The organism is Pseudomonas sp. EA_105y_Pfl2_R69 (assembly GCF_963970915.1).
GTDB lineage: Bacteria > Pseudomonadota > Gammaproteobacteria > Pseudomonadales > Pseudomonadaceae > Aquipseudomonas.
Genome location: NZ_CAXAOO010000004.1, coordinates 439,482 through 461,885, shown reverse-complemented (window position 1 = coordinate 461,885; position 22,404 = coordinate 439,482). Strand labels below are relative to the sequence as shown.

The following is a 22,404-nucleotide window of genomic DNA, read 5'->3' as shown; positions in this document are numbered from 1 at the left end:
ATGCGCACAGCCAAGGGCCGGGCGTATAGGAACTTGCAAACTGGGCAGGGAAGGGACAGCTAAAGCGCCTTCCTGGCTAAAAAGACACTGGCTAGGGCGTTTTACCGCTCTAACTACTACATCTAGTGGTTCCCTCGCGTGGGCGGGGGCTCCGGAATCCATATTCGGGCGCGTCTGGCGCGCCCCTGAACCTGTCTGCCGGGCTAGGGCGGGCAGGCTGCATCAAGCGTTTTAAACCACCGGTGATGGGCTGGGATCAGGCCGTTTGCGTGTCATTCTTCTTGTGTTCGGTGGCCAGGCTAAACCCAACATGTGGTGGGTGTTGCGCGATGGGGATACAAGATAATGCGCTATCTGGGGTATTGCAAGGCGAGCGAACAAGAACAACCTGTGGATAAGTTGTGGGTGAATTGTGGGTTAAAGCCGCGCTTTCCTGCGCAGCCCCCGTCACTGCTGGGGTGCGCCGTTCGTCGCCGCTGGCGGGGCCCGCCGGGGTTTTTTGCAGAAGCGTTACAGCGTGGGACGCGATACTACATCTAGTGTTTTTCGCGGAAATATGGCATGCGCTATGCAGTGCCCCGTGCGTTGCTACAATGCCCACCGTTTCCGCGCTACCAGGGAGTTCGTTGTGGAGCAGCAGTCGTGGCACATCCTTATTGTCGAAGACGACCAGCGCCTGGCCGAGTTGACCCGTGAATACCTGCAGGGCAACGGCCTCAACGTGTCCATCGAGATGGACGGCGCGCTGGCCGCCGCGCGGATCCTGCAGGAGCAGCCGGACCTGGTGATTCTCGATCTGATGCTGCCGGGCGAGGACGGCCTGTCGATCTGCCGCAAGGTGCGCGGCCAGTACGAGGGGCCGATCCTGATGCTGACCGCGCGCACCGACGATATGGACCAGGTACTGGGCCTGGAGATGGGCGCGGACGATTACGTCTGCAAGCCGGTGCGCCCGCGGGTGTTGCTGGCGCGTATCCGTGCGCTGTTGCGTCGCCGCGAAGGCACTGAGGTGGCGGTGGTAGCCGAGCGCCGGCGGCTGCAGTTCGGCCCCCTGGTGATCGACAGCGCCATGCGCGAGGCCTGGTTGGGCGAGCAGGCCATCGAGCTGACCAGCGCCGAATTCGACCTGCTCTGGCTGCTGACCGCCAATGCCGGACGCATCCTCTCGCGCGAGGAAATCTTCAACGCCCTGCGCGGCATCGAATACGACGGCCAGGACCGCTCCATCGACGTACGCATCTCGCGCATCCGCCCGAAGATCGGCGACGACCCCATGCACCCGCGCCTGATCAAGACCGTGCGCAGCAAGGGCTATCTGTTTGTCGCCGAAGCGGCTGAAGCGCTGCTATGACTTCGCGGCCATGAACTCAATCTTCCTGCGCATCTACGGCGGCATGCTCGCCGTGCTGGTGCTGGTGGCGCTGCTCGGCGTCGGCGCGCTGCAGCTGCTCAACGAGGTGCGCGCCGATCAATACCGCGAGCGCCTGGCCCAGGGCACCTTCCGCCTGATGGCCGACAACCTCGCGCCCATGCTGGATGTCGAGCGGCGGCGGGCGGTGGCGGTATGGGGGCGGCTGCTCGGCATCCCCCTGGAAATTCAGGCCCTGGGCGAGGTGGCGCTCGATGGCGGGGCGCGCAACCGCCTCAAGCGCGGTCAGGTCCTGGTGCAGCAGACCGGCCCGCATGCCGCCAGGGTCTATAGCCAGCTGGACGACAAGCAGGGGCTGCTGCTGACCGGCGAGGTGCAGCAGATCAGCGAACAGCTGGCGCGGGCCACGGTGTTTCTGCTGGTCGACGAGCTGGTGCGCTACCCCTGGGACGAGCAGCCACGGCGGCTGGCCGAGCTGAAGGAGGCCAAGCAGTTCGGCTTCGACCTGCGCCTGGTGCGCCTCGATCAGGCCGACCTCGACCCCGATCAGCGTCGCCGGGTGGACGAGGGCGATACGGTGATGGCCCTGGGTCGCGGCGGCGACAGCATTCATGTGTTCTCCGGCATCGTCGATACCGACTGGGTGCTGGAGATCGGCCCGCTGTACCAGATGAATCCCTATCCGCCGCAGCTGCTGGTGCTGATCGGGGCCCTGGGCCTGAGCCTGATCGGGCTGATGGTCTACCTGCTGGTGCGGCCCCTGGAGCAGCGCCTGAGCGATCTGGAAGGTGCTGCCACGCGGATCGCCAGCGGCCGCCTGGATGCCCGCGTACCGACCCGTGGCTCGGATTCGGTGGGACGCCTGGCAGCGGCCTTCAATGCCATGGCCGAGCACCTGCAGCGCTCCTTGAGCATCCAGCGCGAGATGGTCCGCGCCGTGTCCCACGAACTGCGCACCCCGGTGGCGCGCCTGCGCTTCGGCCTGGAGATGATCGGCGATGCGGAAACCGACGCGGCGCGGCGCAAATATATGGACGGCATGGACAGCGATATCCAGGACCTCGACAAGCTGGTCGACGAAATGCTGACCTACGCGCGCCTGGAGCAGGGCGCGCCGGCGCTGAACTTCCAGCAGGTCGACCTGGGCAATCTGATCGACCAGGTGATCGCCGAGCTGGCCCCGCTGCGCCCCGGCGTACGGGTCGAGCGCGGCCCCTCACGCGATGCCCCGGACGGCAGCGGCGCCTGCGTCGAGGCCGAGCTGCGCTACCTGCACCGCGCCCTGCAGAACCTGGTGAGCAACGCCATGCGCCATGCCGAGTCGCGGGTGCGGGTCAGTTACCAGGCCGGTCAGCAGCGTTGCCGCCTGGATATCGAGGACGATGGCCCCGGGGTGCCGGAAGATGCCTGGGAGCATATCTTCACCCCCTTCCTGCGTCTGGACGACAGCCGCACCCGCGCCTCCGGCGGCCATGGCCTGGGCCTGTCGATCGTGCGGCGGATCATCTACTGGCACGGCGGCCGCGCGCAGATCAGCCGCAGCGCCAGCCTCGGCGGGGCCTGCTTTAGCCTGCTGTGGCCGCGCAAGCAGGGGTGAGCGGCGGCGCAGCGGCGTTGCGACCATCGCTATCGCGGGCAAGCCCGCTCCTACCCGGCTCGGCGCAGTACCCGTAGGCGCGGCGGGGGCACCTCGGCCATGCCCGCGAAGCTGTTGCGGCCGAGCGCGCAATTCGTCTAGCCCACCCTGCGCCGCCCTGGCCCCCCAACTACACACGGAAAATGGCGGGTTCCCCGCCGATCAATTGCTGGGATGGCGAATAACCCTGAGATTCAAGGGTTGTATTGATAACCGTTATCATTAAGATGTGCGTCTGATGTGAGCCAAGGAGGCCAGCAATGGGCGCTTTCTGTTTCTGCTCTGCGCCGTCGACGGCCGCCGCCAGGGGGGGGGGCGGGGCCCCGCGAGCGGCCCTGCATGTCGAGCTGGAGCAGCTCTATAACCGCCATCGTGGCGTACTCACCGATTTTGCCCAGGGCCTGCTCGGTTGCCGTGCCCGCGCCGAAGACGTGGTCCAGGATGCCTTCCTCAAGCTCTGGGAGGACGGTGACCCGCGTGCCATTCGCGATGCCCTGAAATACCTGTTTCGCGTGGTGCGCAACCTGGCCATCGATCGCCTGCGCCGGCTCGGCCTGGAGGGGCGCTACCAGGTGGACGACGAGCGCGGGCTGGATGTGCCGGCAGCGACCCCATCGCCCGAGCGGGTGGTGCTCGGCGAGCTGCACTGGCAGCACCTGCAGCGCGCCCTGGGCGAACTGCCGACGCGCACCCGTACTGCCTTCACCATGAGCCAGGTGGAGGGCTACAGCCAGCGCGAGGTGGCCAGCCACCTGCGCGCCTCGCCGACCCTGGTGCATCTGATGGTGCGCGATGCCGTCTACCACTGCCGCGTGCGCCTGGGCGACGCGGCGGCATGACCCTTTTCTTTCGCTCAGCCGGGCTGTGGCCCGCCGAGGATCTCGACCGATGAAGCTGTTGCGTTTGCTGTTCCGGGAAAACCGTTTGCCGCTGTTCGGGGTGTTGCTGCTGAGCCTGTGCAGCGCCTTGCTGAGCGTCGGGGTGATCGCCTTCGTCAATCTCAGGCTGATCGCCGGGGGCGATGCCATGGGCGGCGCGCTGCTGCAGTTCGCCGGCTTGCTGATCCTGCTGCTGGCCTGCGCTTCGGCGGCGCAGATGGCGCTGCACACCCTCGGTCATCGCTTCGTCTATCGGATGCGCCGCAACCTGGTCAAGCGCGTGCTGGACACCGATATCGAGCGCCTGGAGCAGATCGGCGGGGCGCGGATTCTCGCCAGCCTGTCGAGCGACATCCGCAATATCACCATCGCCTTCGTCTACCTGCCCGAGCTGGTCTATGGGCTGATCCTCAGCCTTGCCGCGTTCGCCTACCTGGCCTGGCTGTCGCCCTCGCTGTTCGGCGTCACCCTGGCCTGGCTGGGCTTTACCCTGGGCGTCGGCTGGCTGTTCGTCGGCCGGGTCAATCACCATATCCGTCTGCTGCGCGAGGCCGAGGACCGGCTCTATCAGGACTACCAGGCGGTGATCGACGGGCGCAAGGAGCTGGCGCTGAACCGCGATCGCGCGCGCCTGCTGTTCAGCGAAGAGTTCGATAGCAATGCGCGCAGCTACCGCGACAACGTCACCCGCGCCGACATCTTCAACGGCCTGGCCGGCAACTGGGCCAACTGCATGGTGCTCGGCACCATCGGCCTGGTGTTCTTCTGCGCCAATGGCCTGGGCTGGGCGGCCGCGCCGGTGGCGGCGACCTTCGCCCTGACCGTGCTGTTCCTGCGTGCGCCGATGGTCGCCAGTGTGGCGGCGATCCCCAGCCTGCTCGCCGCCAGGGTGGCGCTGGGCAAGCTGGAGGCGTTGGAGTTGGCCGAGCAGCGCGAGGGCTTCGACTACGTCAACCAGCCAGCCGACTGGCAGACGCTGCAGCTCGACGGCGTCAGTTACCGCTACCCGGGCGAGGCGGACGAACTGGGCTTCGATGTCGGGCCCCTCGACCTCACGCTCAAGCGCGGCGAGCTGGTGTTTCTGGTCGGCGGCAACGGCAGCGGCAAGTCGACCCTGGCGCGCCTGCTCACCGGCCTGCATCGCCCCGACGCCGGTGCCATCCGCCTGGACGGCCGCGCTTTGGGCGACGACGAATGGCCGGCGTATCGGCAGTTGTTCGCCAGCGTGTTTACCGACTTTCACCTGTTCGCGCGCTTGCTCGGCCCGGCCGGCGGCGAAGTGGACGAGCACCTGAGCAAGAGCTGGCTCGACCGCCTGCATATGGCGCACAAGGCGCGCATTGGTGCTGGTCGCCTGCTCGATACGCGCTTCTCCCAGGGCCAGCGCAAGCGCCTGGCGCTGCTGCTGGCGATGCTGGAAGGCCGCGACATCCTGGTGCTCGACGAATGGGCGGCGGACCAGGACCCGCTGTTCCGCCGGCTGTTCTACCGCGAGTTGCTGCCGCAACTGCAAGCAGCCGGAAAGACGGTGCTGGCGATCACCCACGACGATCACTACTTCGACCAGGCCGACCGCCTGCTGAAGATGGACGGCGGCCAGTTGTTCGAACTGACCGGCGAACAACGTCAGCGCGCCAGTGCCGACGCCCTGCATGAAATTGGCGGGCCGGCGCGGCGCGTGGAGGTGCCGGACATCTCGTAGGGTGCGCTGCTCGCACCAATACCGCTGTCTGGTGCGCACGGCGCACCCTACTTCATTTTGTTGGGCTGCGTGCCTCGGCGTCACCATGCCGTGGCGATGAGCAGAAACGCCGTTGGAGCGTGCCCCGTCACGTCCGAATTTCGCATGTAAATAAAAATTATTCGCAACTGAGTTCGTCTGTATTTATATCGCCGGCACCGCCCGGCTCGCACCGAGGAATCGCCATGAGCTTCGACAGCCCCGAAACCCGCTTTCTGGTCGTGATCAACGCCGAGCAGCAATACGCCATCTGGCCGGACTACAAGCCGGTGCCCGCCGGTTGGCAGGGCGTCGGCGTGCACGGCGACCGGCAGACCTGTCTGGCGCATATCGCCGAGGTCTGGACCGATATGCGTCCGCGCAGCCTGCGCGAGGGGGCGCAGGCCTGATGCAGCGGCTCGGCCAGGGCCGTGCGCGGGGTGCCGAGCCCCTTGCTACCTGCACGCCCAGCCCGCCGAACGGCTCAATCTGATCGAATTTCACGCCTGGTGCCGTTGCGCGCCGAGGCCGCTTAGAGGTGTTGTCCATGACCGCCGATTGTCTTTCTCAGCCCCGCACCGACCTGGCCTGGGCACCGTTGTCGTCCGCCCAGCAGCGCCTGTGGTTCTTCAGTCGCCTGGAATCCGCCAGCAGCGCCTACAACCTCGGCGGCATGCTCTGGCTCGACGGCGAGCTGAATCTCGCCGCGCTGCGTTACAGCCTCGATCAGGTGCTGGCCCGGCATGCCGCGCTGCGCCTGATCTTCGCCGAGCAGGACGGCGTGGCGCAGCAGGCGGTGTTGCCGGCGTGCCCGATGGCGCTGGAACAGGTTGACCTCGGCGAGCTGGCCCCGGCGCAGCGTCAGGCGGAGGCTGAAGATCAGGGGCGGGCGTTCGTCGAGCGGCACTTCGACCTCGGCCGTGGGCCGCAGGTGCGCTGCGCGCTCTACCGTCTGGAGGACGAGCGCCATGCGCTGGTGGTGGGTATGCACCACATAGTGTCCGACGCCTGGTCGGTGCGGGTGCTGTTCGAGGAGATCGCCGAGTTCTACCGGGCCCGCCAGCAGAACCGCGCGCCCCTGATGAATACGCTGCCCCTGGAGTATTGCGATTACGCCGCGCGGCAACGCGAGTGGCTGGATAGTGGCGAAGGCGAGCGTCAACTGGATTACTGGCGCGGGCAACTGGGCGAGGAGCAACCGGCCGTGCTGCTGCCGGCCGATTTCGCCCGCCCGGCCCAGGCCGACCGCCGCGCCGCCTATCGCCTGCTGGCGCTGGAGCCGCAACTGGTCGGGCGTTTGCGCAGCCTGGCGAAAGCCTGCGGTGCGACCCTGTTCACCGTACTGCTGGCGGCATGGCAGGTGCAGCTGGCGCGGCTGTCGGGCCAGCGCGAGGTGCGTATCGGCGTGCCGGTGGCGGCCCGCGCCCGCGGCCATGAGCGTTTGGTCGGCTTCTTCGTCAATACCCTGGTCATGGCCGGGCAGCCGTCGCCGGGGCTGAGCGTGCGCGAGTGGGTGCGCGGCACCCGCGAGCAGCTGCGTCAGGGCTTGAATCACCAGCACATGCCGTTCGAGCAATTGGTGGACGCCTTGGCCCCGAGCCGCAGCCTGGGTCAGCAGCCGCTGTTTCAGGTGGCGTTCAACTACCGCCGCGAGCAGCCGCTGCCGGCCAACTGGTTGCCGGGCATCGAGGCGCGCCTGGACGAGTTGCCGGCCAGCCGGATTCCGTTTGACCTGGCCCTGGATGCGGTGCGCGGCGACGGCGAGCACTTGCAGATCAACTTCGCCTATGCGGCCGACCTGTTCGAGGTGGCGAGCATCGAGCGGCTGATCGCCGGCTTCACCCAGCTGCTCGGCGAGTTCGCCGCCCAGCCCGACAACGCCCTGGCGCAGTTGCGCCTGCACAGCGATGCCGACCAGCAACGCCTGGCCCTGTGGAACCAATGCCGGCAAGGCCACGACCCGGCCCGCCTGCTACCCGAACTGATCGCCGAGCAGGCGCGCCTGCGCCCGGCGGCCATCGCCCTGGTGCATGGCAGCGAGCGCCTGAGCTATGCCGAACTGGAGGCTCAAGCCAATCGCCTGGCCCATCTGCTGATCGAGCGCGGCGTCGGCCCCGATGCACGGGTCGGCCTGTCGCTGGAACGCGGCAACGCGATGATCGTCGGCCTGCTGGCAATTCTGAAAGCCGGCGGTGCCTTTGTGCCGCTGGACCCCGGTTACCCGCGCGAACGCCTGGCCTATATGGTCGAGGACTCGGGCTTGCAATGGCTGATCACCAGCAGCGAGCTGGCCGGCCGGTTACCAGCCGTGGACACCCTGTGCCTGGATCGGCTCGACCTGTCTGCCTATAGCAGCGAGACGCCTGAGGTCGCGCTGCACCCGCTCAATCTGGCCTATCTGATCTACACCTCCGGCTCCACCGGCAAGCCCAAGGGCGTGGCGGTCAATCACGCCGGCCTGAGCATGCATGTGCAGTGCATCGGCCAGCGCTACGGCATGACCCCGGACGATGTCGAGCTGCATTTCGCCTCGATCAGCTTCGACGGCGCGGTGGAGCGTTGGACGGTGCCGCTGGCCTTCGGTAGCCGTCTGGTAATTCGTGATCGGCAACTGTGGAGCGCCGAGCAGACCTGCCAGGTGCTGCAGGATGAAGGCGTGACCATCGCCATCTTCCCGCCGAGTTACGCGGTGCAGCTGCTGGATTGGATCGAAAGCCAAGACCTCAGGTTAAACGTACGCAGCTGGACCCTCGGCGGCGAAGCCTTTACCCGGGAGACCTACGAGCGTATGCAGCGGGTGTTGAAACCGGTGCGCATCGTCAATGGTTACGGCCCGACCGAAACCGTGGTCACGCCGCTGATCTGGGAAGCCTTTGCCGGCGACCCACTCGAAGCCGCTTACGCGCCGATCGGCACCCCGGTCGGCCCACGCACATGCTACGTACTGGATAGCGAACTCAATCTGCTGCCGATTGGCGTGGCCGGCGAGTTGTATATCGGCGGTGAAGTCGGCCTGGCCCGCGGTTATCACCAGCGCCCGGATCTGACCGCCGAACGCTTCCTGCCCGACCCGTTCGGCGAGCCGGGCGAACGCATGTACCGCACGGGCGACCTGGTGCGCTGGCGCGCCGACGGTGCCCTGGATTACCTGGGCCGGGTCGACCATCAGGTAAAGATCCGCGGTTTCCGTATCGAACTGGGCGAGATCGAAAGCCAGCTGCTGGCCTTGCCGCAAGTCACTGAGGTGGCGGTGGTGGCGCGCGATACGCCGAGCGGCAAGCAGCTGGTCGGCTATCTGGTCGGTCGCGGCGAGTTGGACCTGAGCGCGATCAAACAGCAACTGGCCGCCCAGCTGCCGGACTATATGCTGCCGGCGCAACTGCTGCAGCTGGACAGCCTGCCGCTGACCCCGGCGCGCAAACTGGACCGCGCCGCATTGCCGGAACCGCAGTGGCAGAGCGCGGATTACCAGGCACCGCAGAGCGACAACGAGCGCATCCTCGCGGCGATCTGGCAACAGGTATTGGGCGTCGAACGGGTAGGGCGCAGCGATCATTTCTTCGAGCTGGGCGGCGATTCCATAGTCGCGTTGCAGGTGGTCAGCCGCGCACGCCAGCAGGGTTTGGGCCTGACGCCCAAGGATGTATTCCAGCAGCAGACCTTGGCCGAGCTGGCCGCAGTGGCCCGTGAAGTGAGCGCGCCGCGCGCCGAGCAAACGCCTATCAGCGGGCCGGCACCCTTGCTGCCGATTCAGGCGCGTTTCCTCGAGCGCGAGGGCCTGGCCGCCTGCAACCAGTACCTGTTGTTCGAGCTGGGCCAGCCCTTCGACCCGGCGTTGCTGGAGCAGGCGCTACAGGCGCTGGTGCAGCAGCACGACGCCTTGCGCCTGCGCTACTCGCATGGCGATAACGGCTGGGAGCAGTTGCACGCCTCGCTGGCCGAGGCCGGCGCGCAGGTGCTGTTGCAGGAGTATCAGGCGAGCGACGATGCCGACGCCGAGGCGCGCTGCCAGGCCGCCCAGGGCAGCCTCGACCTGCAACAGGGGCCGCTGCTGCGCGCGCTCTACCTGCGTCAGGCCGATCGCGCCGAGCGTCTGCTGCTGACGATCCACCACCTGGCCGTGGACGGCGTGTCCTGGCGCGTGTTGCTGGAAGACCTGCCGCGCGCCTATGGGCAGTTGCAGGCCGGTCAGACCGTGCAGCTGGCGGAAAAAACCACGGCGTTCAAAGCCTGGGGCGAGCGCTTGCAGGCCTTCAGCGAGGGCGACGCGGTGCAGGCCCAGCGCGGGTTCTGGTTGGCCCAGGAACAGGCGGTTTGCGCCTTGCCGACGATGAACGCGGCGTTGAGCCGCGAGGGCCAGCGGCAACGCCTGAGCCTCAGGTTGGCGGCCGAGCCGACCCGCGAGCTGTTGCAGGGCGCGCAGCAGGCCTATCGCCTGCGTGCCGACGAGGTGTTGCTGACCGCCCTGACGCGGGTGCTCTGCGCCTGGAGCGAACAGCCGGCGCTAAGCCTGCACCTGGAAAGCCATGGCCGCGCGCCGCTGTTCGAGGATATCGACCTGAGTCGCACGGTCGGCTGGTTTACCTGCCTCTATCCTCTAAACCTGCGACCTGCGGCCGATCTGCCGGGCAGCCTCAAGGCGATCAAGGAGCAGCTGCGCGCGGTGGCCGATGGCGGCCTGGCCTATGGCCTGTTGCAGCAACAGGGCGTGCTGGCCGGCGTCGCGCCGCAGCTGCTGTTTAACTACCTCGGGCAGTTCGAAGGGGCCGGCGAGGGCACCTTGCAGGTGCTCGACGCCGGCCTCTGGCGCGCGGCCGATGCAACCCTGGATGCGCCCCTGGTGATCAATGCCGAGCAGCGCGACGGCGGCCTGCAGCTGCATCTGGATTTCTGCCCCGGGCATTGGCAGCGCGCCACCCTCGAAGGCCTGCTGCAGCAGCTGGAAGCCGAGCTGCAGGCGATTCGCGGCCATTGTCTGGCTGCGTCGCGCTGCCTGACGCCCAGCGATGTCGCCCTGGCCGGCCTCGATCAAAGGGCGCTCGACGCCTTGCCGGGGGTCGAGGATATCTACCCGCTGTCGCCGTTGCAGCAGGGCCTGCTGTTCCACAGCCAGCTGAGCGACGCCGCCACCAGTTACGTCAATCAACTGGTGCTGCCGCTCAACGGCCTGGTGCCCGAGCGCCTGCGTCAGGCCTGGCAGCAGGTGTTGCAACGCCACGCCATGTTGCGCGTGCGCCTGCTGGCCGGCGAGCCGCCGTTGCAGGCGGTGCAGACCCAGGTCGCCTTGCCCTGGCAGCAGCTCGACTGGCGCGAGCCGCAAGCGCTGGCCGAGGATGCCTTCCAGGCGCGCCTCGACGCCCTGTGCCTGGCCGAGCGCAGCCGTGGCTTCGAGCTGACCGAGGCACCGCTGCTGCGCCTGGTGCTGGTGCAGCATGACGAGCAGCGGTTCGCCCTGGTCTGGACCCTGCACCATCTGCTGCTCGACGGCTGGAGCACCGGGGTACTGCTCGGCGAGGTGCTGGCGCTTTACCACGGCGACAGCCTGGCTCCGCCGCGCGGCCAGTTCCGTGAACATATCGCCTGGCTGGCGCGGCAGGATGGGGCGGCCAGCGAAGCCTTCTGGCGGCCGCAGTTGCAGCGCCTGGACGCGCCGACCCGGGTCGCCGGCAGCCTGCCCTGTCGCCGCCCTGGCAGCGGCCATGTGCGCCATCCGCTTGCCCTGAGCAACGAACTGCAGCTGCGCTTGCGCGGCTTCGCCCAACGTCAGGGCCTGACCCTCAACAGCCTGATCCAGGGTGCCTGGGCGCTGCTGCTGAGTCGCCTCACCGGCAAAAGCACGCTGTGTTTCGGTACCTCGGTGGCGGGGCGTCCGGCGGATCTGCCGGGTGCCGAGCAGATCGTCGGCCTGTTTATCAACACCCTGCCGGTGGTGGTCGAGCTGCCGCCGGCGCAGGCGCTCGGCGACTGGCTGGCGGCTCTGCAGCGGCATAACCTGGCCCTGCGCGAACACGAGCACACGCCGCTGTACGACTTGCAACGCTGGGCCGAACTGGGCGGCGAGGCGCTGTTCGACAGTTTGCTGGTGTTCGAGAACTACCCCCTGGGCGACGCCCTCAGCCGCGCCGAACGCGGTGGCCTGCGCCTGGGCACGCCGCAAAGCCACGAGTTCACCCATTACCCCCTGGCCCTGGCGGTGCTGCCGGGCGATGAGCTGAATCTGCTGCTGGCTTACGACAGCGCGCATTTCGATACGGGCTCGATTACCCAGATCGAGACGCTATTACGTCAGGCCCTGGAACAGGTGCTGGGCGATCCGGTGCGGCCGCTGGCGGCGCTGGAACTGCTGGATACCGCCGAACATCAACGCCTGGCCATGTGGAACCAATGCCGGCAAGGCCACGACCCGGCCCGCCTGCTACCCGAACTGATCGCCGAGCAGGCGCGCCTGCGCCCGGCGGCCATCGCCCTGGTGCATGGCACCGAGCGCCTGAGCTATGCCGAGCTGGAGGCCCAGGCCAACCGCCTGGCCCATCTGCTGATCGAGCGCGGCGTCGGCCCCGATGCACGGGTCGGCCTGTCGCTGGAGCGCGGCAACGCGATGATCGTCGGCCTGCTGGCAATTCTGAAAGCCGGCGGTGCCTTCGTGCCGCTGGACCCCGGTTACCCGCGCGAACGCCTGGCCTATATGGTCGAGGACTCGGGCCTGCAATGGCTGATCACCAGCGTGTCCACGGCCGGCCGTTTGCCGGCCGTGGACACGCTGTGCCTGGATCGGCTCGACCTCTCGGCTTATTCATCTTCGGCACCCAAGGTCGCGCCGCACCCGCTCAATCTCGCCTATCTGATCTACACATCCGGCTCCACCGGCCAGCCCAAGGGCGTGGCGGTCAATCACGCCGGCCTGAGCATGCATGTGCAAACCATTGGCCAGCGCTACGGCATGACGCCCGAGGACGTGGAATTGCATTTCGCCTCGATCAGCTTCGACGGCGCGGTGGAACGCTGGACCGTGCCGCTGGCGTTCGGCAGCCGCCTGGTAATTCGTGATCAGCAACTCTGGAGCGCCGAGCAGACCTGCCAGGTGCTGCAGGACGAAGGCGTGACCATCGCCATCTTCCCGCCCAGCTATGCGGTGCAACTGCTGGATTGGATCGAAAGCCAGAACCTCACATTGAACGTGCGCAGCTGGACCCTGGGCGGCGAAGCCTTTACCCGCGAGACCTACGAGCGTATGCAGCGGGTGTTGAAACCGGTGCGCATCGTCAATGGTTACGGCCCGACCGAAACCGTGGTTACCCCGCTGATCTGGGAGGCCTTTACCGGCGACTCGCTCGAAGCGGCTTACGCGCCGATCGGCACCCCGGTCGGCCCGCGCACATGCTACGTACTGGATAGCGAACTTAACCTGCTGCCGATTGGCGTGGCCGGCGAGTTGTATATCGGCGGTGAAGTCGGCCTGGCCCGCGGTTATCACCAGCGCCCGGATCTGACTGCCGAACGCTTCCTGCCCGATCCCTTTGGCGAGCCGGGCGAACGCATGTACCGCACGGGCGACCTGGTGCGCTGGCGTGAAGACGGCGCTCTGGACTACCTGGGCCGGGTCGACCATCAGGTAAAAATTCGCGGCTTCCGTATCGAACTGGGCGAGATCGAAAGCCAGCTGCTGGCCTTGCCGCAAGTCACTGAGGTGGCGGTGGTGGCCCGCGATACGCCGAGCGGCAAGCAGCTGGTCGGCTATATCGTTGGTCGCGGTGAGTTGGACCTGAGCGCGATCAAACAGCAACTGGCTGCGCAGCTGCCGGACTATATGCTGCCGGCGCAGCTGCTGCAGCTGGACAGCCTGCCGCTGACCCCGGCGCGCAAACTCGACCGCGCGGCCCTGCCGGAACCGCAGTGGCAGAGCGCGGATTACCAGGCACCGCAGAGCGACAACGAGCGCCTGCTCGCCGCCATCTGGCAACAGGTATTGGGCGTCGAACGGGTCGGACGCAGCGATCACTTCTTCGAACTGGGCGGTCATTCGTTGCTGGCCACCCAGGTGGTTTCGCGCCTGCGTGCCGAGCACGGTCTGGCGCTGCCGCTCAAGGCGCTGCTCGAGGCACCGCAACTGGTCGCGTGCGCCGCCCAGCTCGGCGCGCCGAACCCGCAGCTGCCGAGCATCCGCGCGCTGCCGCGCGGCGCGGATCTGCCGCTGTCCTACGCCCAGCGCCGCTTGTGGTTCCTCAACCGCCTGCAACCGGATAACAGCGCCTACCACATGCCGGCCGGGCTGGCGCTGTACGGCCGCCTCGATCGCGGCGCGCTACAAGCCAGCTTCGACGTGCTGGTGGCCCGTCACGAAGCGTTGCGCACGCGTTTTGTCGAGGTGCAGGGCGAGGCGTTGCAGCGCATTCTGCCGACGCAAACCCAGGCGATGGCGCAGCATGATCTGCGCGAACTGCCGGTCCATGAACGCGAGGCGGCGGCCAAGGCCATCAGTCAGCAACTGCTCGCCCAGCCGTTCGATCTGGCCCGCGATGCGCTGCTGCGCGTGGCGTTGCTGCGCCTCGGTGATCAGGAGCACCGCTTGCTGCTGGTGCAGCACCATATCGTCTCCGACGGCTGGTCGATGCAGCGCTTTATCGCCGAGTTCAGCGCGGCCTACGCGGCCTTCGCCGAAGGTGCACAGCCGGCGTTCGCGAGCCTGCCGGTGCAATACGCCGACTACGCCCATTGGCAGCGCCAGTGGCTGGCCAGCGGCGAACGCGAGCGCCAGTTGGCCTATTGGCGCGAGGCTCTGGGCGAACACCAGCCTTTGCTCGAACTGCCCACCGATCATCCGCGCCCGGCGCGCACCGGGCTGCGTGGCGCGCGTCTGCGTTTCAGCCTGCCGCAGGGCCTGACCGGCCAACTGCGCGCCCTGGCCCAGCGGGAAAATGCCACCCTGTTCGCCCTGTTGCTGGCAGCCTGGCAAAGCCTGCTGCACCGCTACAGCGGCCAGGACGATATCCGCGTCGGCGTGCCGGTGGCCGGACGCAGCCTGCTGGAGACCGAAGGCGTGCTCGGCTGTTTCGTCAACACCCTGGTACTGCGCGGCGCGCCGAGCGGCGACAAGCCGTTCCGCCGCCTGCTCGGCGAACTGCAACAGGCCAGCCGCGACGCCCTGAGCCATCAGGAGCTTCCATTCGAGCAACTGGTCGAGGCCTTGCAGCCGCAGCGCAGCCTCAGCCATCACCCGCTGTTCCAGGTGGCGTTCAACCACCAGCAGCTCGACTTCAGCGCCCTCGGCAACTGGCCGGGGCTGCGCGTCGAGCCTTTCGATCCGGGCGCGGCGGGGGCGCAGTTCGACCTGGCGCTGGACACCGAGGAGGGCACCGACGGCAGCCTCAGCGGCTTTATCAGCTACGCCTGCGAATTGTTCGAGGCGCGCAGCATCGCGCGCATGGCGCGGCACTTCCAGCGCCTGCTCGAAGGCCTGTGCGCCGCGCCGGATCAGGCCATCGGCCTGCTGCCGCTGCTGGAGCAGGAAGAGGAGGCGCGCATCGTCGCCTGGAACCACAGCGAGCGCGATTACGGCACCTTCGTCCCGGTCACCGAGCTGATCAGCCAGCAGGCGGCGCGCACCCCCGACGCTGTCGCGCTGACGATGGCCGAGCAGAGCCTGAGCTACGCCGAGCTGGACGCGCGGATCAACCGCCTGGCCAACCGCCTGCGTCGGCTCGGGGTGGCCAAGGGCAGCCTGGTCGGCATCAGCCTGGAGCGCTCGGTGGAGCTGGTGGTCGGCCTGCACGCCATCGTCCGTGCCGGTGCCGCCTATGTGCCGCTCGACCCGGAGTATCCGGTCGAGCGCCTGGCCTATCTGCTGGAGGACGCCGGCGTCGAGCTGCTGCTCAGCCACAGCCTGCTGCTGGCCGAGCTGCCGCTGCCGGCCGAGGTGCGCGCGCTGTGCCTGGACCTCGAGGATTGCAGCGCCGAATCGGCTCAGGCACCGGCGCTGGACCTGCACCCCGACGACCTGGCCTATGTGATCTACACCTCCGGTTCCACCGGCAAGCCCAAGGGCGCGGGCAACAGTCACGCGGCCCTGGCCAACCGCCTGTTGTGGATGCAGGAGGCTTACCGGCTGGATGGCGGCGATACGCTGCTGCAGAAAACCCCGTTCAGCTTCGACGTCTCGGTGTGGGAATTCTTCTGGCCGCTGATGAGCGGCGCACGCCTGGCTGTCGCCGCGCCGGGTGATCACCGTGACCCGCAACGGCTGCTCGAACTGATCCAGCACCACCAAGTGACCACCCTGCATTTCGTCCCCTCGATGCTGCAGGCCTTTATCGGCCATCCGCAGATCGAGGCCTGCAGCAGCCTGCGACAGATCGTCTGCAGTGGCGAGGCGCTGCCGGCCGAGTTGCAGGCGCGGGTGTTCCAGCGCTTGCCGCAGGTTCGGCTGTACAACCTGTATGGGCCGACCGAGGCGGCCATCGATGTCAGCCACTGGACCTGTGTCGACGAAGGTCGCCACGCGGTGCCCATCGGCCGACCCATCGCCAACCTGCGCTTGCATGTGCTCGACCCGCAGCTGAACCGGGTGCCGCTCGGCGTGCCGGGCGAGCTGTACCTGGCTGGCATCGGCCTGGCCCGCGGTTATCACGGCCGTCCCGAGCTGACCGCCGAACGCTTTGTGCCCGATCCCTTCGGCCCGCCGGGGGCGCGTATGTACCGCACGGGCGATCTGGTGCGCTGGCGCGAGGACGGTGCCATCGACTACCTGGGGCGCATCGACCATCAGGTGAAGATCCGCGGTTTCCGCGTCGAACTGGGCGAGATCGAGGCATTGCTGCTGGCTCAGCCCGGCATCGCCGAAGCGGTGGTGGTGGCGCGCGATACCCAGATCGGCAAGCAGCTGGTGGCCTATCTGGTGGCGGACGACACGCAGGTCGGTGACGACGAGACGGCCTGGGCGAGCGGCCTCAAGGCCGCGCTGAAAACCCAGTTGCCCGAGCATATGTTGCCGGCCGCCCTGGTGCGTCTGGCGCGTATGCCGCTGTCACCCAACGGCAAGCTGGAACGCCGCGCGCTGCCCGAGCCGCAGTGGCGGGTACGGCAGTACCGGGTGCCGGTCGGCGAGCTGCAGGTGGCCCTGGCTGCTATCTGGCAAACGCTGTTGGAAGTGCCCCAGGTCGGCCTCGACGACAACTTCTTCGAGCTGGGCGGGCACTCGTTGCTGGCCACCCAGGCGGTGGCGCAGATCCGTCAGCAGCTCGGCCTGGAAGTGCCGCTGCGGGCCTTTTTTGAGCTGGACAACCTCGCCGCGTTGGCCGACTCGCTGTTGCAGCAAGCGCCGCAGAACGCCGGGCAGGAAGACGCCGCGCTGCGCGAAATGGCCGCGTTACTGGATGAATTGGAGTCGCTGTGAGCAATCAACCCCTGATCGACAAGGCCGCCCTGGCGCGGCGCTTTCTGGCCCTCGGCGCGGCCGAGCAACGGCGCTTTCTCGAACTGCTGCAGGCCAAGGGCATCCGCTTCGAACTGCTGCCGCTGGTGCCGGCACCCCGGGGCGAGCGCCTGCCGCTGTCCTTCGCCCAGCAGCGCATGTGGCTGATCGGCCAGTTGGAGCCGGACAGCAGCGCCTATCACATGGTTGGCGCATTCAGCCTGGAGGGCGAGCTGGACCGCGCGGCGCTGATCGGCGCGCTGGAGCTGATCCTGGCGCGGCACGAGGCGCTGCGTACGCGCTTTGTCGAAAGCGACGGCCAGCCCTGGCAAGTGATCGATCCGTCCGGCGCATTGGCGCTGGAGGAGCGCGACCTGCGCGGCGAGCCGCAGCAGCTCGAAGCGCTGACCGCCGAGCAGGCGGCGCGCGCCTTCGACCTGGCCCGCGGGCCGTTGCTGCGGGTGCAGTTGCTGCGTCTGGACGACCAGCAATGGCGTTTGCAGGTGGTCACTCACCATATCGTTTCCGATGGCTGGTCGATCGGCGTATTCGCCGCCGAGCTGGCCCAGGCCTATGCCGCACTGTGCCAGGGCCAGCCGGCGAGCCTGGCCGAGCTGCCGGTGCAGTACGCCGATTTCGCCATCTGGCAGCGCGCCTGGCTGGAGGCGGGCGAGGGCGCGCGGCAGTTGCAGTACTGGCGCGAGCGCCTGGGCTTTGAGCAGCCGGTGCTGGCCTTGCCCTATCGCCAGAGCGCCGGGCAGGTGCGCCATGCGGCGCGCCTGGCCAAGTCGTTGCCGGCCGGGCTGTCGGCGCGGCTGCGCGCCCTGGCCCAGGGCGAAGGTGCCACCCTGTTCCAGCTGTTGCTGGCGGCTTTTCAGCTGTTGCTGGCGCGTTACAGCGGCCAGCGCGATATTCGCGTCGGGGTGCCGGTGGCCAACCGGCAGCGCGGCGAGATCGCGCCGCTGATCGGCTTCTTCGTCAACACTCAGGTGCTGCGCGCTGAGTTAAGCCCGCAGCAGTCGTTTCGCGCGCTGCTCGCCCAGGTGCGCCAGCGCGCCCTGGAAGCCCAGGACCATCAGGATCTGCCATTCGATCAACTGGTCGAGGCCCTGGCCCCCGAGCGCAGCCTCGGCCAGACGCCGCTGTTTCAGGTGCTGTTCAACCACCAACGGCGCGACCTCGGTGCCCTGGCCAGGCTGCCCGGCCTGCGTCTGACGCCCCTGGCCCAGGATGTGCCGCACGCGATTTTCGACCTGGCCCTGGACAGCGAAGAAGATGCCGACGGCGAACTGCGCCTGGTCTTCACCCACGCCCGCGAGCGCCTGGACGATGCCCAGGTGGCGCGCATGGCCGAGCATTTTATCGGCCTGCTCGACCAGCTGTGCCAGACCGCGGACCTGCCCCTGGCGCGCCTGGAGCTGCTCGACGCTGAAGACCAGCAACGCCTGGCCCTGTGGAACCAATGCAAGCAAAGCCATGACTCTTCGCGCCTGTTGCCCGAACTGATCGCCGAGCAGGCGCGCCTGCGCCCGGCGGCCATCGCCCTGGTGCATGGCAGCGAACGCCTGAGCTATGCCGAACTGGAGGCTCAGGCTAACCGCCTGGCCCATCTGCTGATCGAGCGCGGCGTCGGCCCCGATGCGCGGGTCGGTCTGTCGCTGGAACGCGGCAATGGAATGATCGTCGGCCTGCTGGCAATTCTGAAAGCCGGCGGTGCCTTTGTGCCGCTAGACCCCGGTTACCCGCTCGAACGCCTGGCCTTTATGGTCGAAGACTCGGGGCTGCAATGGCTGATTACCAGCAGTGATCTGGCTGGGCGTTTGCCAGCCGTGGACACCCTGTGCCTGGATCGGCTCGACCTCTCGGCTTATTCATCTTCGGCACCCAAGGTCGCGCTGCATCCGCTAAACCTCGCCTACCTGATCTACACCTCCGGCTCTACCGGCCAGCCCAAGGGCGTGGCGGTCAATCACGCCGGTCTGAGCATGCATGTGCAGTGCATCGGCCAGCGCTACGGCATGACCCCGGACGATGTCGAGCTGCATTTCGCCTCGATCAGCTTCGACGGCGCGGTGGAGCGTTGGACCGTGCCGCTGGCGTTCGGCAGCCGCCTGGTAATTCGTGATCAGCAACTGTGGAGCGCCGAGCAGACCTGCCAGGTGCTGCAGGACGAAGGCGTGACCATCGCCATCTTCCCGCCCAGTTATGCGGTGCAGCTGCTCGACTGGATCGAAAGCCAAGACCTCAGGTTAAACGTACGCAGCTGGACCCTGGGCGGCGAAGCCTTTACCCGCGAGACCTACGAGCGTATGCAGCGGGTGTTGAAACCGGTGCGCATCGTCAATGGCTACGGCCCGACCGAAACCGTGGTCACGCCGCTGATCTGGGAAGCCTTCGCCGGCGACCAACTCGAAGCCGCTTATGCGCCGATCGGCACCCCGGTCGGCCCGCGCACATGCTACGTACTTGATAGCGAACTCAATCTGCTGCCGATCGGCGTGGCCGGCGAGTTGTATATCGGCGGTGAAGTCGGCCTGGCCCGCGGTTATCACCAGCGCCCGGACCTGACTGCCGAACGCTTCCTGCCCGACCCCTTTGGTGAGCCGGGCGAGCGTATGTACCGCAGCGGCGATCTGGTGCGCTGGCGCGCCGACGGTGCCCTGGATTACCTCGGCCGGGTCGACCATCAGGTAAAGATCCGCGGTTTCCGTATCGAACTGGGCGAGATCGAAAGCCAGCTGCTGGCCTTGCCACAAGTCACTGAGGCGGCAGTGGTAGCCCGCGATACGCCGAGCGGCAAGCAGCTGGTCGGCTATCTGGTTGGCCGCGGCGAGCTGGACCTGAGCGCGATCAAACAGCAGCTGGCCGCGCAGCTGCCGGACTATATGCTGCCGGCGCAGCTGCTGCAGCTGGACAGTCTGCCGCTGACCCCGGCGCGCAAACTCGACCGCGCCGCATTGCCGGAACCGCAGTGGCAGAGCGCGGATTACCAGGCACCGCAGAGCGACAACGAGCGCATCCTCGCCGCCATCTGGCAACAGGTATTGGGCGTCGAACGGGTCGGGCGCAGCGATCATTTCTTCGAGCTGGGCGGCGATTCCATAGTCGCGCTGCAGGTGGTCAGCCGCGCTCGCCAGCAGGGCCTGGCGTTGGCACCGCGGGATCTGTTCCGGCAGCAAACCCTGGCCGAGCTGGCAGCCGTTGCACGGCCGGCGACCGAGTCGACCCAGGCCCAGGGGCCGGTTAGCGGCGAGTTGCCGCTGACGCCGATCCAGGCGCATTTCTTCGCTCTGGGGCAGGCCGAGCCGGCGCACTGGAATCAGTCGCTGTACCTCGAACTGCAGCGCCCGCTCGATCCGGCGCTGCTGGAGCAGACCTTGCAGGCCCTGGTGCTGCACCACGATGCCTTGCGCCTGCGTTTCGCCGAGGGCCGCCAGTGGTATGCCGCGCCCGATGCGCTGAATACGCCGCTACTGATAAGCCGCGAGGCCGCCAGTGGTGCTCAGGCCGAGGCGCTGTGCGACGAGGTACAACGCAGTCTCGATCTGGCCGATGGCCCGCTGTTGCGCGGGCTTTATCTGCGTCAAAGCGGTCAGCCCGATCGGTTGTTGCTGGTGATTCATCACCTGGCTGTGGACGGCGTGTCCTGGCGCGTTTTGCTGGAGGATCTGCCGCGCACCTACGAGCGACTCGCCGCCGGCCAACCCGCGGCCTTGCCGGCCAAGAGCTGTTCCTACAAGCACTGGGCCGAGCATCTGCAGACCTGGGCGAGCAGCGAGCAGGCGGCCGCCGAACTGGACGACTGGTGCACGCGCCTGTCCGGCGATGACCAGCCGCTGCCCCAGGACTTGCCGGCAGCCACGGCGACTTTCGGCGAACGCCGCGAGGTGCGTATCGGCCTGGATCGTGCCAGCAGCAAGCGTTTGCTGACCCAGGTGCCGAGTGCCCTGGGTGTGCGCATCAACGATCTGTTGCTGACCGCCCTGACCCGCGCGCTCTGCGCCTGGAGTGGGCAAACTGCGCTGCGGGTGAATCTGGAAGGGCATGGCCGCGAACCGCTGGCTGCTGGCCTCGACCCGAGCCGCACCCTGGGCTGGTTCACCAGCCTCTACCCCTTGCGCTTGCCCCATGCCGGCGACCTGCGCGAGCAGCTGCACAGCGTGCAGGCCCACTTGCAGCAAGTCGCCAATGGCGGCGTCGGTTACGGCGCGCTGCGCTGGCTCGGCGAGCCGGCCGCACAAGCCGCGTTGGCCACCTTGCCGCAGGCGCAGGTGACCTTCAACTACCTCGGCCAATATGCCGGCGGTGAGGCCACCGGCTGGTTCCGTCCGCTGGCGGGTGGTGGTGCGCAGCAGGCCGCCGGCAACCCTCTGGGCAGCTTGCTGACGATCAATGGCCAGGTATTCGACGGCGAACTCAGTCTGGCCTGGGAGTTCGCGCCGAGCCAGCTGCACGAGAGCACGGTGCAGGCGCTGGCCGAGGCCTACCGCGCCGAGCTGTTGGCGCTGCTCGATCTGGCCGGAGCGACGGCGGGGCAAGGCCCGGCGGCCCTGCTGCAACTGTCGCGACAAGCCTCATCGGCCGCGCCCTTGTTCTGCCCGCACCCGGTCACCGGCCGGGTCACCGGTTACCAGCCGTTGACCGCCAGGCTGGAGGGCCAGCGCGCGGTATTCGGCTTGCAATGCCGCAGCTTCGTCGATGCCGAATGGCGCGACGCGAGCCTGGGCGAGATGGCCGACGCCTACCTGACCGCTTTACTGCGCCAACAGCCGGAAGGGCCTTATCACCTGCTGGGTTGGTCCCTGGGCGGCAGCCTGGCGCTGGAGTTGGCCGCGCGCCTGGAAGCCCGCGGTCAGGCCGTGGCCTTCCTCGGCCTGGTGGATTGCTATGTGCCCGGCACGGAAATTCCCGAGGACGACAGCCGCCATCCCCAGGCCCGCGCACGCCTCGGCGAGCAGCTGAAATTGCTGGTGCCGGAATTGTCGGCAGCGGCGCTGGACGATCTGCTCGCGCGGCTCGAAGCGCTGCCGCCGCTGGACTGGCCACAGGCCTGCGAGCGCTGGTTGCTGGGCCAGGGGCTCGATGCCGTGGCCAGCCAGAGCCTGCAGGAGCTGCTGTTCGCCTGGGCCGTCGAGCAGCATATGCGCCGCCTGTGCGCCGGTTATGCCTTGCCGGTGGTCAAGGTACGCCCGCATTGCTGGTGGGCGAGCCGGCCCCAGGGCCGCGCCGCGTTATTGGAGCGGGGCCTGGAACAGGTGCTCGGCCGCGCCGCCAGCCACAGCCTGATCGAGGCCGACCACCTGGGCATCGTGCGTTCGCCACAGGCGCTGGAGCAGGTGGCCGCTCTGCTCTCGGCGCTGAATTGAAGGGCGCGGGAAAAATAAATCGTCGAAT

7 protein-coding genes are annotated in these 22,404 nt (G+C 67.7%); all 7 read left to right on the top strand.

Annotated elements, in window-relative coordinates:
- Positions 1–628 precede the first annotated feature (628 nt).
- The 7 genes from AACY13_RS14180 (at position 629) to AACY13_RS14150 (ending at position 22,376) form a co-directional block, all read left to right on the top strand.
- Positions 629–1,351 carry a winged helix-turn-helix domain-containing protein gene (locus tag AACY13_RS14180; protein ID WP_339462218.1) on the top strand — a complete coding sequence of 241 codons (723 nt, stop codon included), beginning with the start codon at positions 629–631 and terminating at the stop codon, positions 1,349–1,351.
- A gap of 10 nt (positions 1,352–1,361) precedes the next feature.
- Positions 1,362–2,966, top strand: a complete 1,605-nt coding sequence (locus AACY13_RS14175) for an ATP-binding protein (RefSeq protein WP_339462217.1) — start codon at positions 1,362–1,364, stop codon at positions 2,964–2,966.
- A 299-nt stretch (positions 2,967–3,265) separates the two neighbouring features.
- On the top strand, positions 3,266–3,844 hold the full coding sequence (locus tag AACY13_RS14170) for a sigma-70 family RNA polymerase sigma factor (protein ID WP_339462216.1): 579 nt from the start codon (positions 3,266–3,268) through the stop codon (positions 3,842–3,844).
- Between the two features lie 49 nt (positions 3,845–3,893).
- A complete protein-coding gene (locus AACY13_RS14165; protein WP_339462215.1) occupies positions 3,894–5,585 on the top strand; it encodes a multidrug ABC transporter permease/ATP-binding protein in 1,692 nt (563 codons plus the stop codon).
- Between the two features lie 224 nt (positions 5,586–5,809).
- On the top strand, positions 5,810–6,013 hold the full coding sequence (locus AACY13_RS14160) for an MbtH family protein (RefSeq protein ID WP_339462214.1): 204 nt from the start codon (positions 5,810–5,812) through the stop codon (positions 6,011–6,013).
- Positions 6,014–6,150: 137 nt separating this feature from the next.
- Entirely contained in the window at positions 6,151–16,992 is a 10,842-nt protein-coding gene (locus tag AACY13_RS14155) for an amino acid adenylation domain-containing protein (protein ID WP_339462213.1), read from the top strand.
- Positions 16,989–22,376, top strand: coding sequence for an amino acid adenylation domain-containing protein (locus AACY13_RS14150; protein ID WP_339462212.1), 5,388 nt, complete (start codon positions 16,989–16,991; stop codon positions 22,374–22,376). Before AACY13_RS14155 ends, AACY13_RS14150 begins: the two co-directional genes overlap by 4 nt.
- Positions 22,377–22,404 lie beyond the last annotated feature (28 nt).

Excerpts from the sequence above, each read along its gene's own strand:
- AACY13_RS14175 (WP_339462217.1), top strand. The coding sequence starts at position 1,362 with ATGAACTCAATCTTCCTGCGCATCTACGGCGGCATGCTCGCCGTGCTG.
- AACY13_RS14170 (WP_339462216.1), top strand. The coding sequence starts at position 3,266 with ATGGGCGCTTTCTGTTTCTGCTCTGCGCCGTCGACGGCCGCCGCCAGG.
- AACY13_RS14165 (WP_339462215.1), top strand. The coding sequence starts at position 3,894 with ATGAAGCTGTTGCGTTTGCTGTTCCGGGAAAACCGTTTGCCGCTGTTC.
- AACY13_RS14160 (WP_339462214.1), top strand. The coding sequence starts at position 5,810 with ATGAGCTTCGACAGCCCCGAAACCCGCTTTCTGGTCGTGATCAACGCC.
- AACY13_RS14155 (WP_339462213.1), top strand. The coding sequence starts at position 6,151 with ATGACCGCCGATTGTCTTTCTCAGCCCCGCACCGACCTGGCCTGGGCA.